General features: G+C 63.3%; 14 protein-coding genes. 5 read left to right on the forward strand and 9 right to left on the reverse strand.

Features of this window, described 5'->3' with window-relative positions:
* Positions 1 to 216: 216 nt before the first annotated feature.
* Positions 217 to 372, reverse strand: coding sequence for a hypothetical protein (locus ACESNG_RS23265; RefSeq protein WP_373071091.1), 156 nt, complete (start codon positions 370 to 372; stop codon positions 217 to 219).
* 401 nt (positions 373 to 773) lie between these two features.
* Here ACESNG_RS23265 and ACESNG_RS23270 point away from each other — a divergent pair, with 401 nt between their 5' ends.
* Both ACESNG_RS23270 and ACESNG_RS23275 read left to right on the forward strand, forming a co-directional pair.
* A complete protein-coding gene (locus ACESNG_RS23270) occupies positions 774 to 1,937 on the forward strand; it encodes a DUF2911 domain-containing protein (protein ID WP_373065529.1) in 1,164 nt (387 codons plus the stop codon).
* Complete coding sequence (locus ACESNG_RS23275) at positions 1,934 to 2,419, forward strand: glutathione peroxidase (RefSeq protein ID WP_373071093.1); 486 nt, start codon at positions 1,934 to 1,936, stop codon at positions 2,417 to 2,419. The genes ACESNG_RS23270 and ACESNG_RS23275 overlap by 4 nt, the downstream gene beginning before the upstream one ends.
* Here ACESNG_RS23275 and ACESNG_RS23280 read toward each other — a convergent pair.
* Entirely contained in the window at positions 2,394 to 3,176 is a 783-nt protein-coding gene (locus ACESNG_RS23280) for a hypothetical protein (protein ID WP_373071095.1), read from the reverse strand. The two genes, ACESNG_RS23275 and ACESNG_RS23280, sit on opposite strands and share 26 nt — an antisense overlap.
* A 128-nt stretch (positions 3,177 to 3,304) precedes the next feature.
* On the opposite strand from ACESNG_RS23280, the gene ACESNG_RS23285 reads away from it, so the two are divergent.
* Positions 3,305 to 3,589 (forward strand): Ada metal-binding domain-containing protein, encoded by a 285-nt coding sequence (locus ACESNG_RS23285; RefSeq protein WP_373065523.1) that lies wholly within the window; start codon positions 3,305 to 3,307, stop codon positions 3,587 to 3,589.
* A gap of 59 nt (positions 3,590 to 3,648) precedes the next feature.
* Positions 3,649 to 5,898 carry a DUF5916 domain-containing protein gene (locus ACESNG_RS23290; RefSeq protein ID WP_373065521.1) on the forward strand — a complete coding sequence of 750 codons (2,250 nt, stop codon included), beginning with the start codon at positions 3,649 to 3,651 and terminating at the stop codon, positions 5,896 to 5,898.
* A 688-nt stretch (positions 5,899 to 6,586) separates the two neighbouring features.
* Here ACESNG_RS23290 and ACESNG_RS23295 read toward each other — a convergent pair.
* Positions 6,587 to 7,702: a TIGR03790 family protein gene (locus tag ACESNG_RS23295; protein WP_373065519.1), complete on the reverse strand. Its 1,116-nt coding sequence runs from the start codon at positions 7,700 to 7,702 to the stop codon at positions 6,587 to 6,589.
* Positions 7,703 to 7,778: 76 nt separating this feature from the next.
* On the opposite strand from ACESNG_RS23295, the gene ACESNG_RS23300 reads away from it, so the two are divergent.
* Positions 7,779 to 9,518, forward strand: coding sequence for a DUF885 family protein (locus tag ACESNG_RS23300; RefSeq protein ID WP_373065517.1), 1,740 nt, complete (start codon positions 7,779 to 7,781; stop codon positions 9,516 to 9,518).
* Positions 9,519 to 9,584: 66 nt separating this feature from the next.
* Here the strand turns inward: ACESNG_RS23300 and ACESNG_RS23305 are convergent, their stop codons facing one another.
* The 6 genes from ACESNG_RS23305 to ACESNG_RS23330 all read right to left on the reverse strand — a co-directional run bounded on the left by ACESNG_RS23305 (position 9,585) and on the right by ACESNG_RS23330 (position 16,066).
* Positions 9,585 to 10,004, reverse strand: a complete 420-nt coding sequence (locus ACESNG_RS23305; RefSeq protein ID WP_373065514.1) for a hypothetical protein — start codon at positions 10,002 to 10,004, stop codon at positions 9,585 to 9,587.
* Between the two features lie 227 nt (positions 10,005 to 10,231).
* The gene (locus ACESNG_RS23310) at positions 10,232 to 11,530 is read right to left on the reverse strand and encodes a M20/M25/M40 family metallo-hydrolase (protein ID WP_373065512.1); all 1,299 of its coding nucleotides are present in this window, start codon (positions 11,528 to 11,530) and stop codon (positions 10,232 to 10,234) included.
* Between the two features lie 18 nt (positions 11,531 to 11,548).
* Positions 11,549 to 13,186 carry an amidase family protein gene (locus ACESNG_RS23315; RefSeq protein WP_373071097.1) on the reverse strand — a complete coding sequence of 546 codons (1,638 nt, stop codon included), beginning with the start codon at positions 13,184 to 13,186 and terminating at the stop codon, positions 11,549 to 11,551.
* A 562-nt stretch (positions 13,187 to 13,748) separates the two neighbouring features.
* Entirely contained in the window at positions 13,749 to 14,321 is a 573-nt protein-coding gene (locus ACESNG_RS23320; RefSeq protein ID WP_373065508.1) for a pentapeptide repeat-containing protein, read from the reverse strand.
* Position 14,322: 1 nt separating this feature from the next.
* Positions 14,323 to 15,585, reverse strand: coding sequence for a hypothetical protein (locus tag ACESNG_RS23325; protein ID WP_373071099.1), 1,263 nt, complete (start codon positions 15,583 to 15,585; stop codon positions 14,323 to 14,325).
* A 22-nt stretch (positions 15,586 to 15,607) separates the two neighbouring features.
* Positions 15,608 to 16,066 carry a DUF188 domain-containing protein gene (locus tag ACESNG_RS23330; protein ID WP_373065504.1) on the reverse strand — a complete coding sequence of 153 codons (459 nt, stop codon included), beginning with the start codon at positions 16,064 to 16,066 and terminating at the stop codon, positions 15,608 to 15,610.
* Positions 16,067 to 16,250 lie beyond the last annotated feature (184 nt).

Raw genomic sequence — 16,250 nt, forward strand, 5'->3', positions numbered from 1 at the left:
ACGCGGGGACGTGCGGCGTGCGCGGCGGTGCCACCGGGGATTCCCGATGGGTCCCTGCGGCGACCGGGCGCCCACGGGAAACTAAGTCCAGACGGCCACCGAGGTGCGGCGGCAGGCAGAGATCAGGCCGACCGTTCGCCCAAGTAAAGCGTGCAGGCGATTTTTGCGACTGAATACAGTGACTTCAATGAGTTCCCCCACCGCTCCACACCCGCGCTAGCGCTCGGTCTTCATATCAACGAGCCGCGCCAGCAGGTCGTCGTCATCACGCGTGGGCTCGCCCCAACGGTCGTGCACCGCCATGTACTCCAGCCACCAAAGTCCGGTGGCGGAAAGCATCGTAAAGCGTCCGCCGGGCGCTGTGCGCACCATAACCGACGGCTCGCCGGTGCACTCCCCGCCATGCTCCCGAGCATTACGCGCAAGGATCCGTTCCGCCTCCGCCTGGTGATCACCGTCGCGCACCCAAGCGAATCGTGGTGGAGAGTTGGGGTCGATTCTCATTCGTGTATACAGAGTTGGGGACTGAGCGATGTCAGCGAGGAAGCGGTCAACTGTTGAGCGCCAAGGCCAGTTCCCGGCGCGTCAAGTCCTCAAATAGCCGGAACACGGAGATGGCGAAAGAGCACCGAGCGGCACAAATAAGCAAAAGCGATGTTTGCTTATCTGTGACGTTCGGTGCGTTTCCGTTTTGATCCGTGTTCCAGCCGTTGCTGTTGCTGTTGCAATTCGCGTAATCTCCGCGACGACACCCCTTACCGATATTAGCACCCATGCGCCTTCCCGTCGTTACTCTAGCCATCGGCACGGCATACCTCACCGCCACACCGCTGTCCGCCCAGCCCGCCTCGTTCGTGTATCGGCTCGGCAATGACACCGTGGCTATCGAACAGTTCACGCGCACAGCCACCCGGGTCACCGGAGAGATGGTGCAACGCTCGGGAGCCGCCCTCGCGCGCTATCAGTACACGCTCACGCTGGCCAAGAACGGGCGGCCCACGACGGCATCGATCAAGCGCACGAACGCCGATGGATCGCTGCCGCCGAACGCACCGAGCGACACGCGCTTCACCGTGACCGCCGACTCCATCGTGCGCGAAGCCGTCTTCGCCGACAGCACACAACGGCGCGCCTTCGCAGCCAAGCAGGCGCTGATCAATTTCCCCACGTTCATCTACGGGCCGACCGAACTCTTGGCCGGCATGCGCAAGAGTGGTGGCCCGACCGATTCCATCCCCGCGCTCGGCCTCGCCGGCAACCTCGGCTTCACTGGAATCGTACCAGCCGGTGGCGACGGCAACGCTTCTCTGGTGCGCCTGCGCGGTGGTGCCTACGCGATGACCCTGCGCTTTGACGCCAACAACACACTACAGTTGGTTGACGGATCGTTTACGACCAACAAGGCCATCGCGTCGCGTGGAACCGAACTCGACCTCGCTGCCATCGCCAAGAGCATGAAGCCCACCGGCACGCTGTCGCTGCGCGAAACCGCGCGCGGTGCTTTCGGACAGGGTGGCATGGTACTCATCGACTACGGTCGCCCGTCGGTGCGCGACCGCACGGTGTGGGGAGGTGCGCTGGTGCCGTTCGATACCATCTGGCGTGTCGGCGCCAACGATGCCACGCACCTTTTCACGTCGCGCACGCTGACCATGGGCAACGTGGCGGTGCCGCCGGGCGCATACACCCTGTTTGTGCAGCACACGCGCAATGGCACGTTTCTCATTGTTAACAAGCAGGTCGGACAGTGGGGTACGATCTACTCGGCGTTGAATGATCTCGCGCGCGTGCCAATGCAGATGACGGCCACACCGAGTCAAGTGGAGGAGTTCACGATCGTGGTACGTTCAACACTGCCGACGCGCGGTGTTATCGAGATGTCGTGGGGACCGAGCATGGTGAGTGTGCCGTTCACAGCCACGGCGGTGCGCCCGTGAGTACCCTCTCCGATTTCACCATGACCTCCGTCACCGGCGAACCACTGGCACTCTCGTCACTCGCCGGCGGTGTCACGCTCGTTGTGAACGTGGCCAGTCAGTGCGGACTCACCCCGCAGTACGCCGGACTCGAATCGCTCTGGCGCACATACCACCAACAGGGACTCACCATACTCGGCTGCCCGTGCAACCAGTTCGGTGGTCAAGAGCCGGGCACCGAAGCCACCATCGTGCAATTCTGCAGCACAAACTTCGATGTCACCTTTCCACTCACGTCGAAGCTGTACGTGAATGGCAGCGACGCCGATCCACTCTGGCAGTGGTTGAAGGATGAGAAGCCCGGCGTGCTGGGGAGTACGTCGATCAAGTGGAACTTCACGAAGTTCCTGATCGGCCGCGATGGACAGGTTATCGAACGCTTCGGCTCAACGACCGTACCAAGCGACATGATTCCGGCTATCGAGCGCGCGCTGGCAGCATAAGGATCAGCGCGCACAGCGTGTTGATGGCGACGGCCAGCAGCATCGCGATCGACAACGACTCGCTGGTGCGCGTGAGCCATTGCAACCCGTGTTGGAGCCGCGGTAGCACGTTGGTGTCCCACTCGGTGGGTGCCGTCTGTTGCAGCACCCACCATACGAGCGCCGCCGCAGTTAGGGCGGCGGCGCTCCAGATGGTCAGCGTGACGACGCCGCGCCAGGTTCCGCGCACGTCGGAGGCGCTCAAGCGCATCGAGCCTCCCACTGAGATGCTCACGTAGGCGAACAGCGCCCATCGCCAGAGCGGCGCGCCGAGGGCGCGCGACATCGCGGTCGACACTGCTTCAACAGCCGACACCGAAGCGTTTGCCAAGTCGACATCGGCGAGAGAGATCCCGAGCAGGCGCTGCGCCGCCCACAGGATCACCGCCGCCCCGACCACCAACGGCGCGATGCCGATCGCGATGGTGCCCACGCGCTGATACGCGCTGGCCGGATCGTAGGAATGCTCGACCGAGCCCAGTGCGCCGTTTGTGGCCCGCGGATCGAACCACGTGATGCGATGCACGCGATGACGGAACAGCACGCACGCCACTATGTGACTGCCTTCATGCACGATGGTGCCGAGTAGTCCGAAGAGGTACAGCTGGAGACGCCGGCCGAAAAGGCGACTGGATTGGGTGGCCAGGAACTGCGCCGACCAGTGCATCGCGACAAGCAGTAACAGTGGAATCGCGAGCGGCGCGACGCTTGGCGTCACCAAAGACTTCGCACCAAGACCAGCCGGACGCTCCTAAAGTGGGGAAAGCGGAATCTGCAGGGCAGCATACTTTACAGATAGCCCGCTGCCGCTGCAGCATACCTCCCAAACCCGCTAGCTTTCCCCCAATGGAAACGGAAAAGCTCTACATGCTGGTCGGACCCGACGGCGCCCGCACCACCAGCACCACAAAGGGCACCTTCGGCGGCTACCGCAAAGAACGCCGCTACGGTCGCCTCGACTGCAAAGTCGCCCGTCGCGCCCTCGCCAACGGGGCGCTTTATGCGCAACAGCGGGTGTTCTTTGCCGACGAGGCCGCAGCCGTTGCCGCTGGATATCATCCGTGCTCGGTGTGCATGCCTACGGAGTACAAGGCCTGGCGGGCAGCAGGAGGCCATTCCGCCCGCCCGTAGCGCCGACGTAGGCCACTGATGGTTGCAGCACCCGAACCACCAGCCGCGTAGTGTCGAGTATGCCCCACTACCCGACGCCGCGGCGTTCTTCAACGGCGTCACTCTACACCTTGCTCGCGGCGGCGCTGCTGCTTGCTGCGTCAGCCGCCGACGCCCAAGGCCCCAGCACCGACCGCGCGCCCACGGCAATCAATCCGGAAACGGCTGCCCGTCCGTCTTTCCGCGCCACCCGCGCCACGACCCCCATCATGGTCGACGGCAAGCTCGACGACGCCGCGTGGGCCACCGCGCCGGTGCTCACCGACTTCGTGCAGCAGCTACCGAGCACTGGGCTGCCCGCACGCTTCCGCACCGAGGTGCGGGTGCTGTACGACGCAAATAATCTCTACGTCGGCGCCATCAACTTCGATCCGGAGCCGCAGAAGGCGATCACGGTCGGACTCGAGCGCGATTTCGTATCCTCGAACAGCGACATCTTCGGCGTCGGGTTCGACACCTTCCACGACCGGCGTAACTCGTTCCTGTTCCTCGTGAACCCGAAGGGCGCCGTGCGTGACGAACAGACGTTCAACGACTCGCGCAACATCGTCGAGGCGTGGGACGGCATCTCCACTGTGCGCACGCTGCTGCAGGATTCCAGCTGGACACTGGAGATGAAGATCCCGTTGAAGACGCTTCGGTTCGACGCCGCGCGCGATCCACAGACGTGGGGCATCAACTTCATCCGTCGCGTGCGTCGCGTGAACGAAACGTCGTACTGGGCGCCTCTCGAGCGGCAGTATCGCGTGCATCGCATGTCGAAAGCCGGCACGATGGAGGGAATTACCGGTCTCAGACAGGGCCGCAACCTGCAGATCAAACCGTACGCGTTGGCCGGCAACTCGGTGGGCGCGCAGGTGCCGCGCGCATCGCTGGGCAGCAGGGCAGACATCGGTGGCGATCTCAAGTACGGCGTCACCCCGTCGCTCACGCTCGACCTCACCGTCAACACCGACTTCTCGCAGGTCGAAGTGGATCAGCAGATCGTGAATCTCACGCGCTTCGGCATTCTCTTCCCCGAACGACGCGACTTTTTCATCGAGAATTCCGGCTCGTTCACGCTGGGGGATGTGACGGAGCGCAACTATCGGATGGGCGCGTCACTGAGCGACTTCACGCTCTTCAACTCGCGACAGATCGGTCTCACCAAAGACGGCCTCCCGATTCCCATCGCCGGCGGCGGGCGCCTCACCGGTCGCGTGGGCGGATGGGAAGTGGGACTGCTCGACATGCAAACACAGCGCGCCAGTACGAGTCCCACCGAGAACTTCGCGGTCGCGCGCGTGCGTCGAAATATCTTCGGCAACTCCGACATCGGACTGCTGGCCGCCAACCGTCAGGCCACCGACAGCAGTGGCACGTTCAATCGCTCGTATGGCGTCGACGCGAATATCCGCTTGCTGGGCAATCTGATCATCAACTCGTACGTCGCCGTGAGCGACGCCGATACCGCCAGCTCAGACGGCACCGCCGGACGCCTATCAGCAGCGTATCGCGGCAAGCTGTGGAATACGTCGGCAATGTACAAACGCGTGTCGAACAACTTCGATCCCGGTATCGGCTTCGTGAACCGGCGTGGTTTTCAGCAGACTTACGCCACGACGGGCATTCACGCGCGTCCGAAGCTCAAGGGCATTCAGGAGCTCAATCCGTACGTCGAAGCCGACGTGTACACCGATATCGATGGCACCGCACAGTCACATCAGTACACCGGCGGACTGGACATCTTCTTTCGGCCCGACGGCGAACTCAAACTCGAAGTGAATGACCGGTTCGATCGTCTCGATCGTGCGTTCACACCATTCCCAGGACGCTCGATTCCGGTTGGCAGCTATGCCTTTCGGAATGCGAAAGCGACCTATACCTCCACCCAGCGCTATCCGGTGTACGGCAATGCCAGCCTGCAGGTGGGTGACTTCTACAACGGCACCAATCAAACGCTGAGCGGCGGACTGACCTGGCGTCCACGCTACGACATCAGCCTCGAGGGCACGTATCAGCACAACGACGTTGCGTTGCCCAGCGGCGCGTTTGCTGCCGACCTCGCCGGTGTGCGTGTAAAGTACGCCTACTCCACGACGCTGTTCGGCAGTTCGTTCGTGCAGTACAACACGCAGTCACGCAGCTTCGTGTCCAATGCCCGGCTCGCCTGGCGTTACGCACCGCTCAGTGACGTGTTCCTCGTGTATACCGAGCGACAGAATACGTTCACGCACGTGCGCAACGAGCGGTCGGTAGCGATCAAGGTCACACGCATGGCCGCGTTCTAGCAAGGTGCTGACAACTTTCTCCGTGTGATCACGCAAGAACGTCCGGCCCGCGTTTGCCGTCGACTTACAGTAGTGTCCCGATGTTTCGACATTGGAACGGTATAGGTTGTTGATTTGCTCGGGGATCGGCGTCGTTTTGTCTGGTCTCGACTTGAACAGCGAGGTACTGAATTTCGGTCTTGTGCGCCGATGTGCAGGGAACCGTCATATCCCGAAGAGCAGCACCACCCTGAGTGGTGGTTGGACGCGCCCACAGCCACCGGCGCGATGCTTTGCTCAATCATTCATTTTCTTTGCGGTTCTCCGCGTCTCTTCGCGCCCTCCGCGTCAACCAGCTGGCGATCTGATCGCGCCGAGGTAGCCGCACACACCGCAGTTGACGCGAAGATCGCGAAGGCACGCGAAGAACAGCAACAGCATGACCGGTATAGCGTGTGCGAAATGCGAGAGATCCTGAGTGTGGCCCTGTGCAAGCACGTCCCGATCCATCAACTACGTACGCCACCGCCCGGCTCTTCAGACTCTGATTTCGAGACTATTCCACTCGTTCTCCTCCGAAAAACATTGGGTCACTACTGATCGACTCGACAATCGTAGGGCGGCCAGTGGTGGCACGTCGGCTCTAGGCCGTCGCCTGACGCCACGCCTCGAGTGTTTCAGCACCCGGCTAATCGCCGTGGTCGAGACTTCACGGGGCGAACGACGGCTCCTGAAACAGCGCGTACGGGGCACAGAGCGGATCACCGATCACGAGATCCTTCCACAACACCATGTACGACGCCGCATAGAACGCCTCGGCCAAATTGGCGCCGCGCACGTACCGATCGAACAAAATGTCCGGATTGGCCAGCGCTAACGTGAACGGCTCGCTTACATAGCCCTTCACCCCGGTCACCCCCTGCGAAATCAAATCCACGATGCGGCTTTGGCCGCCATTCACTGGACGGAACGTACGCGCGCTGGTCGATACAAAGGTTTCCGCCAGCGCGCCGGGAAGGAAGCGCACGGCATGATAGGCCACGCTGTCAAAACGTGAGTCGTTGCTGCCCCAACTCACGTAGCCCATGACCGGTCCGGTCGGCGCCACGAAGGCCTCCGTGGTGTCGATCTGCACGCCCACGCCACGCTGCGGTAACCGGTATGCCGCCCGATACAGCAGCAGGTTCATGGTGGCATAGCCATCGGTGCCACGACGCGGCGGCATCGCGTCGAAGAAAAACGGACCGGGCGCCGGACGCGCCGCGATGGAACGGTCGACCAACGCGAGACAGTCGGTCACGCGGGCGCAATCCAGCCGCGTCACGAGATACATGCCGTAGCGGTCGCTCGCGAACGGACCGTCGGCGTTGTAGTACGGATTGCGGTACCGCGACAGCCAGACGCTATCGAGTCCCACCATCGGTGGAATCGCCAAATTCATCGCACCCAGCATCGCATCCACACTGGAGCCGCTCTTACGCGCCACGCGAATGGGCACATCGGTCGTGAGCACGATGAAGTCGATCCGCACCGGCAAGGCCGCGATCGCCGCGCGTACCGGAAGCACGATATCGGTCTGAAACGCGATATCACCGATCTCGTCGTCCAGTGGGAGCTCGAGCCGCACGATATGCGTGGGGTCGATGCCGCGACGCTTCGCGTAGTAGCGCCCCACGGAATCGCTGGCGCTACTTCGCGTATTGATGACCACCAGCACGCGCTCGGCCCCCGTGGCCGGCGCACGCTTCTCCACTCGCGGGGCAGGGGCGGCGCACGCACCCAGGCACAGAGTGCCACCAAGAAGGGCGAGGGTACGGAAGGTCATTGCATGGACGATGCTGCGCCGCGCGTCGTTCCAGTAGGGTGGGGTGCAAGAAATCTGCCCCGACGTAGATTCGAACATGCCTTTCTTCAGCCTTCGCCCAGCCGCGTACGCGACCGCAGCGGCAACGCTCGTCGCGCTCCTTGCCGGCCCAGTCGTCCCGTACACCGTGCTCCACGCGCAACCCGCATCGGTCGCGCCAAGCCGCAGCTACCCCCAGCTGCTGTCGCTGTTCGCCGAGTGGCGCACGTTCGAGGAACCGCCGCGCCTTATGAGCATCCTGGATTACGCGCCGGCCACCAACGCGCGGCGGCTCATCGCGCTGCGCGCCTTGCAGACGAAGTTGCGCGCCATCGACACCACCGGCTGGCGCGTACCGGAGCAAGTGGATTGGCATCTCGTCCGCGCCGAAATGAACGGCATGCAGTACCACCTCACGGTGCTGCAGCCGTTCGCGCGCGACCCGGCGTACTACGCGTCGGTGCGCACGGAGGAGAGCGACACACCAGCGGAAGAAGGTCCCACGATTCACGGCGCCGTGCGCTTGTGGCAGTATCCGGTGTGGCCACGCACCGTCCTCGATCAGTCGCGCGCGCTCAACGCCGACGAGTCGCGTCGCCTCACGGCGCAGCTGAACACGATCGCGCCGCTGCTGCGTCAGGCACGGGTGAATCTGGCCAAAGGCAACGCGAAGGACTTGTGGGTTGGCGCCGTCAAAACTTTCGAAGAGCAGCACGAGGCGCTCGGGACACTCGCCAAACTCGTCGCCACGAGCAACCCCAACGACGGCGCGCTCGAGAGCGCAATCGCGGGTGCGGGCGAAGCCACGGAATTATTCACGGGCTGGCTACGCACCGAATCAGCGAAGAAAACCGGACCATCAGGCATCGGCACGCAGCAGTACACCTGGTTCCTGAAGAACGTGTTGCTGGTGCCACTCTCATGGGAAGATGAAGTCACGATCACCCGTCGTGAACTCGCCCGTGCGCACGCATCGCTACGTCTCGAGGAAGCCCGCAACGCCAACCTGCCGCCCATGCGCGTAGCCGGCTCGGCCGCCGAGTTCGCGACGATGCAGGCCGAGGCGCTGCCACAATACATGCAGTTCTTCCGCGACAAAGCGATCGTGACGGTTGAACCATGGATGGAGCGCGCGCTGCGCGAACGATTCCAGTCGTACTCGCCCGAGGCCACGCGCAATTTCTTCTCGCAGGCGACCCATCGTGATCCGCGCACGCTGTGGACGCACCTGTGGCATTGGTGGGACAACGGCCGGTTCCGCGAACATCCGCACGCGAGCCCGATTCGGCGCACACCGTTGCTCTACAACGTGTGGATGAGCCGCGCCGAAGGCATGGCGACGTCGATGGAAGAGTGGATGATGCAGGCCGGCCTGTATGACCAGTCGCCGCGATCGCGCGAGATCGTGTGGACGATGCTGGCCGCCCGCGCCGCGCGTGGCCTCGGCAATCTCTACGCGCACTCGAATACGCTCACGATGGCCGAAGCGGCCAACATGCATGTGAACTGGACGCCGCGCGGCTGGATGCGTCGCGATCCGCTGCTGGGCTTCGAGCAGCACCTCTATCTGCGGCAGCCGGGCTACGGCGCCAGTTACGTCACCGGCGGCCGCCTGATGGAGGAGACCATGGCTGAGCGCGCACGACAGCTCGGTGATGCCTTCACCATGCAGCGCTTCTTCGACGAAGTGAACACGGTGGGCATGATTCCCGTATCGCTCGTGTACTGGGAGCTCACCGGCGATAGCCGTATGGTGCGTGAGCTGCGAAACGGAAGTGGTCCGCTGCCGTTTCGCTGACCGGCGTGCCACTTACGTAAACAACGCGACGCGCCATCGTGATGATGGCGCGTCGCGTCGCATAAACTACGCCGTCTTGTGCTTGGCCAGGCGCGGGAACCAGTTCAACAGCTTCACGGCCGCGACGATCTCGGGGCGCAGCGTCCAACGCGTCTGCGGTGCTTCTGCACCACCTTCGGCGAACGTGGCGAAGACCGACGCCTGCGGCTCCTTCGGCGGCACCGTATACAGAAGACGCCCGGCCAACTTCGCACCGAACCGGCCGTAGTTGAGATTCACCGCACCCGGCTTCTCGAAGCCAGCCGCTTCCGCGAGTTCGACGGTCGTGAGCGTGTAATCGGGGGCCAGACAGTGCGCGCGCAGCATGCTCCACTGCGCATCGGAGATCGTGTTGGCCACATACAGCAGTCGCAGGGCCTTGTGGTACTCGGTCGCCGTCGGGATCGCGGCGGGCGTCGGCGCAGGGGTCGGGGCAACAGTGGTCACGAGCAAATCTCCTGAAAGAGAGCACAGCCGCGCGCAGGAGATCGCCGCCGTCACATCGCACACATCACGTCAAAATACCGACGGACGCGGGTGTTCACACAAGTCCTTACTTGGAACATCCGCTAGCAAGCGCTGGGGCGCAACGGGCGAGCACCGAATCGTACACGGTTTCTCGGCCGTTGCATCACAGAGCGTCAATTCTTGTCACAATTGTGCTGCTTTCACGCTTACGGAACGATCCTGGCGGGCGGCACAATTTTGATGCCATCGGCGAAGGTTGCCGTCAGCAGATACAGCAGCTTGGTGGACGGCAGCGCGCTCGACGCCAACGCGAACTCGGTGAGCTGGTGCGCGCCAGCGGCCTTCGAGCCGCCGATCGCGATGCTCGGAATCTTGCGCACTACGCCGGGATTGGCGTCGGTGGCGCCGGTGGCCACCGCTTCCGATGCACCGGGCATGCCCGGGGTCATACCGAGTGCACGATTGATGTCGACCGCCGTCTGCACGATGGGATGCGCCCGCGCGCCCTCGAGCTGCTTCTCGGTGCCGCCGGCGCCGCTCTTCTGTTCGACTTCCACGCGCAGACCGACCTTCTGTTCCTCAGCCACTTCCTTCGTGATGCGCGCAATCGTGCGATCGAGCGAATCAAGGAGCGCGGGATCGGAGCTCCGTAAGTCCACAGTGAAGTACAGTTCCTGTGGTACGGCATTGAAGATGTTGCCGCCGTGGATCTGTCCGATGTTCATCACCGCGCCGTTCGGCAGCGCATCAAACTGCAGCTGATAGAGCCGATCGATGGCTTTCGCCACGGCCTTTACCGGCGTGGGAATGCCCCGCGACGACAGCGTGTGGGCACCGGGATGCGTGAACACAAACTTGGTCCAATAAATACCGAGCGCGCCGTACGCCACGCTGCCGTACGCGCCATCGGGCACGATGAGCAGGTCGGGCTTCGGGTTGTGCTGCAGCCAGTACTCCATCCCCTTGAGGCCGAGCTCTTCCTGCACCGTGCCGATAAAAATGATGTCGCCTTTGCTGGTGAACTTGGTGGCGTTCATCACGCGCAGCGTGGACAGCATGTTCGCCACCGACGCCGTATTGTCACCAACACCCGGTGCGAACAACGTGTCGCCGGAGCGACGCACTTTGGTGTTCGTTTCCGGCGGGAACACAATGTCGGTATGCGCCGCGATCACGATGGTAGGACCGCCACCGATGCCCTTGCGAACGCCGGTCACGTTGCCCATGGAATCGACTGAGACCTTGAGTCCTTCCTTCTCGAACACCGACTTCACGTAGGCGCCACGCTGCTGCTCGAGGCGCGATTTGCCGGGCATCTCGGCAAGACGAATCCACTCTTCGACCTGACTCGGGAATCGCTGTTCGAGCATCGCCATCGCCGACTTCACGTCGGCACGCTTGAGCAACTCGGGGTTCCAACTTGTCGGATAGGTCTGCGCGGACAGTGATTGCGAGAACGACAACGCGGCACAGGTAGCCGCGAGCACGGCGAGAGAGAGACGCATGAGATAAAGAGGTAAGAGTTACGGGAACAACGGCGGACGCACACGCTTTTTCGTGGCCTGCTCGAACGCATACGCCAGCCCAACCAACGTGGGCTCGCCGCAGGCCGACGCGGTGAAGCTCACGCCGAATGGTGCGGGCCGCGGCGAAAAGCCATCAGGGAACGCCTGCGCACCCTGCCCTTGCGGCACCGGCAGCAGAGCGTAAGGAACCACGATCGTAGGATAACCAGGGCGCGCGCCGATGTTCGCGCTGGTCGCGCCGGGGAAGAGCAGCGCGTCGAGGTGATGGGCCTTCATGGCGGCGTCGATGCCGTTGGTGGCCGAGAGCAGGATGTCCTTGCGACGGTCGGCTTCGTGGCGCGCCCGGTCGGCCTGCACGTCCATCTCGTCGGAGATGTCGAGGAGAGCCTGTCCGTATTTGATCGCACCGGCCCGCTGGTGCGCGATGTTCCACTGGCGCAACCCCAGCAGCGTTTTTACGGGCGCCCTATCGCCGAGCAGCGTGAGCCACGTATTGAAATCACGCTTCATGCCATACTTGAAGGCGATCGAGCAGTCGGCGTCGCGGCCCTTGGCCTGATCGAGGCCGCTGCACGGATTCCAGTTCAGGAAATTGTTGACCGGCACCGGCTCCACGACACTCGGAATATCGGCGGGATCGACGATCACCGCGCCCTGCGCCTTGAGCACCGCGATCACCTCGTCCATGGCCGCGTTCTGGGTGGCGTTGAGTCCTCCGCGCGGGGTAGCGCTGCCACCGGCGGGGGGGACGGTCGGCTCGTAGAAGAAGGCGCGGGGAATACCAATGCGCGCGCCCTTGAGCTTGTCGGCTCCCAGAAACACGGTGTAGTCGTTGCGCGGCGGCGGAGTGCACACCTTCGTGGCGGCGTCATTGGCGTCGGGCGAGGTGCCTTCCAGCGCGCCCAGCATGATCGCCGCATCGCGCACCGTGCGCGTCATCGGTCCAGGCGTGTCCTGATCGGCGGTAATCGGAATCACGCCGTAGCGGCTTACACGTCCAACCGTGGGCTTGATGCCCACGAGAAAATTCTGCTGCGCCGGACTGAGAATCGAACCCGACGTTTCCGTCCCGACATTGCCTGCCCAGAAGCTCACGTTCGTGCCGACTCCCGAACTCGACCCGCCGGTATTCATGACCGGACGTCCATCGAACGTCGCATCGCGTGGATCGCGCCGCGGGTCCCACGGATTCATGCTGTAACCGGTGAGCCCTGTGTAGTTTCCGGGCATGCCGGTCGCGGTCCAGTTGGCGAGCTCGGTGAGCTGGGTCTTGGCGATGATGATGGCGCCAGCCGCCTTCAGGTTGCGCGTGACCGTCGCATCGTACGGCGGCAGCAGATCGGCAAACGCCATCGCTCCGCCGGTGGTGGTCATCTCGACAGTCTGGATGTTGTCCTTCAGCGCGATCGGAATGCCGTGCAACGGTCCGCGAATCTTGCCGCTGGCACGCTCCCGATCAAGCGAATCCGCGATCGCCAGCGCGTTCGGATTCACCGTGATCACCGCGTTGAGTCTGTCCTCATACGTCGCAATACGCGCGAGATACTGCTGCACGATCTCACGCGAGGTGATGCGCTTCTGCTCGAGCGCGGTCCGCAGGTCGGCGAGACTCGTTTCCACGACGGACACCGGCACGGCCGGAGTCTTTCGTGACTGTGCCGAAAGGGAACAGGGAGCGGAGATGAAGGCCGTGACCAGCAGCGACAGGCAACGTGTTGTACGACGACAGTGCATATGCATACGCAGTAGTGTCCCAACGTTTTTCAGAGGAGAACAAGTGGAATGGGCTCGAAATCAGAGCCTGAAGAACTGAGTGGTGGAGTAAGGAGTTAATGGAGCTGGACTTGCGCGAACAGGGCCACCCGTAGGATCTGTCGGATTTCGTACACGCTCTGCCGCGTCCGTGGCCGGCGGTTCTTCGCGGGCCTTCGCGATCTTCGCGTGAACTGCGGTGCGCTCGGCGACCTCTGCACCATCGGACGGCCAGCTGGTTCACGCGAAGGACGCGGAGTACGCGAAGAGACGCGAAGAACAACCCAGAACAAAATGACTGAGAAAGGAATAACGCCGTTGACCGGGGGCGCGCCGAACCCCTACTCATGGTATGGCTGTTCTTCGGTACATGGCGGTCCCGCGCGCATCGGCGCAAAAGACCGACATTCAGGGCCTCGCCGTTCAAGTCGAGACCAGCCACACGCTACTCCGCCCGTACGTCGAGACCCATCGCTTGCACGATCGACAGCGCCTGCTGCATGTCGATGATCGCGCCCTTGAGTCGTACGCGGGTTGGATCGAGCGAGCTCACGTCACTGCCACGCAGATCGCAATCGGTGAAGTCGGCCCCGTCGAAGTCGGCGCCCGATAAATCGGCATCACGGACAGAACCGTCCTGACATCGCACGCGTGAGAGATCGGCCTCGCGCAAGCGCGTACCGCGCACGATCGCCCGTGAGAGATCGGCACCGGAAAGCCCCACGTGCGACCAATTGCCGCCCGCGATCTGCATCAGGTCGAAAGTACAGCGTACGAAATTGCTGCCTACGAACTTGCACTCCGTAAATCGCGTATCGAAGAACGAGCAGCCGTTGAAGGCGCAGTTCACGAACGCCGCATCAGTGTGCACCGAGCAGTTGAACGTGGCCCGTTGAAACGTGCAGTCGGTGAACACCGCGCCGCGATTCACGACTTCGGTGCAATCGAGGTCGGTGAACTTCACGCCGGTGTGAGTCTGCCCGGAAATGTCTTGTCCTTCCCAGTTGGTCTTGCTCATGTCAGGGCGCGCGGCTGAACACGGCGCCGTGCGGAATGCCGGCGCCGTTCCCACCGTGCGGCCAGACGATGTTCTCCATGCGCATACCGGCCTCGGCGCTGCCCGCCGCGCGAAACCGCTCGTCGAGTGCCAGCACGCCGGTTTTCGCGTTGAAGCTGGCCAACAGCACGCGCGTTTTCATCGCCTGATATCCGGTGATGACCACGCGCCGGTGGTTCGGCTCAATGCCAATCCAGTGCGGTACGTCGTCGGGCCCCAGCGTCACGCGCGACACTTCGCGCGGATGCGACGGGTCGGACACATCCAGACTCACGACGGCGCTCCACGCCGGCACCGTGATGAGATAGTAGTTCCCCGCCACCACCGGCACCGCGCAACTCGTGCCGGGCTTGCGCGGGAACGACGCCACCATGCGCGCACTTGGCGTGCTACCGGTGAGACCGTCCAGCAGAAACAGTCCGCAGTTGAACGTCGACACCAGCACCGATTCGCCATCGCTCAACACACGCGGCTCGGCGCTGCGATAGCCCTCGAAGTGCGGGCCGTCGGGAAGCACGATGGTGTGCTGCAGCGACAAGTCCGACAACCGCCACAGCTGCACGTTGCGCGTGGAATCGGCCTTGTCCATGTCCGTCGTGGTCACGACCACGCGATCGATCGCGTTTAGAATTGCCGCCGAGTACGGACGATCGCTGCGACTGCTCGGCGCGCGGTTGGCCGACGACGAACGTACCAGCGTGGCACGGGGCGTGAGTTCCGCCAGACCACCGGGAGCGATGCCTACCGAATCGTGCTGCACCTGAAACGTCGAGAGCAGATTGCCATTGGGCAGACGCCAGAAACTGTGCGGATGCATCAACCCGGCCAGGTCGCCGAACTGCGCAGCGACTCGCGGCGCACGGGGATTCGACAGATCGAACACGAACGACTGCCCGGATCGGAAGCCGTTGGCGAACAGCCGCCCATCGGCCGGCATATCGTGCTCGGTGTGATGCGGACCGTTTCCGCGCCCGGTCACCGCCACCGTGGTCACCAGCGCGCCGTAGCGCGCGGCCTTTGCATGGTCGCGGATATCATACACCGCGAGAAAGTCCGGGCCACTGCTGTCGGCCGATGCCGTCCAGAGATACAGATACTCGCTCGACGCGAGCGGGCGGGCGGCGGCTGGGGGTTGTGCGGCGAGTGGCGTGAGCGGTACGACGACGGCCACAACGGCGATAACGACGACGAGAGCGGAACTGCGAATCCGAGAGCGAGTGAGCATTCGCTGATTCTACCGCCAGCGGTCAGCCACGCAACGCCTTTGCGAGCACGCGGTCGAGCGCATTGGCGAACCGCTGCTTCTCGCGCGCGCCGTAGGTGCCATGGCCGCCGGTTTCGACCCCCGACCCGCGTAGCCCTTCCATGAAGTTGCGCACGGACAGCCGCTCCCCGATACTCTCCTCGGTGTAAAGCTCGCCACGGGGGTCGATCACGTAGATCCGATTCGGCACCAGAATCGCAGCCAGTGGAATGTCGGCGGTGATCACGACATCGCCGGCCACGGCGTGTGACGTGATGTACGCGTCGGCCACATCAGCACCGCCGTCCACGCGCACCGCCGAGAGTTTGGCGTGGCCCACCGGCAGCACGAGCCGCTGATTCGCCACGAGGATGGTATCGAGCGAGAGGCGGTCACAGGCGCGATAACAGACTTCTTTCACATCACGCGGGGCGGCATCGGCGTCGAGCCAGAGTGTCGGCATGCGTCAAGCTAACCCCATGGGGAACAACACGCCGGAGTCCGCCGTCTCGCAGTGCCCCCATCCGCGCCTGTTGTTTGTCCGTGCGTTTGAAGGGGCCAACTGCGGCGACGCCGTTCCGGGGCGTGTCGCCCGAGATTCACCTACACGGAATCCGGAAGAGCCCACATTCTTTTGACGTGGTTGC

This window comes from Gemmatimonas sp., assembly GCF_041689975.1.
Taxonomy (GTDB): domain Bacteria; phylum Gemmatimonadota; class Gemmatimonadetes; order Gemmatimonadales; family Gemmatimonadaceae; genus Gemmatimonas.